This is a genomic window from Dyella sp. SYSU CM1112 (genome assembly GCF_058216415.1).
In genome coordinates this window covers 1-263 of sequence record NZ_JBZEGI010000150.1, presented here as the reverse complement: position 1 = coordinate 263, position 263 = coordinate 1, and the positions used below count along the sequence as shown (strand labels likewise).

Here is a 263-nt window from a genome sequence, read left to right as displayed (position 1 = left end):
GAAGGGGAGAGGAGGGAGAAGGGAAGGAGAAGGGAAGGGGAGAAGAGGGAGAAAGGGAGAGAAAAGAGGAGAGGAGGGAAAAAGGAGAGGGGGAAAAGGAGAGGAGGAGAAGGGGAAAGAAGAGGGAAGAGAAAAGAAGAAAAGGGAGAAAGAAGAGGAGGAAGGGAAAGAGAGAGAGGGGGGGGAAAGAGAAAGGAAGAAAAGAAAAGGGGAAACGGGGAAGGGAGAAGGGAGGACATTAGTGGAGTCGCTCAATACGCTAC

At 51.7% G+C, this 263-nt stretch carries 1 protein-coding gene; it reads left to right on the top strand.

The genetic code is table 11. The features are described from left to right. Positions 1–242, top strand: a 242-nt coding sequence (locus tag AC4HNJ_RS22010; protein WP_490481744.1) for a hypothetical protein, incomplete at its 5' end; no start/stop codon positions are given. Positions 243–263 lie beyond the last annotated feature (21 nt).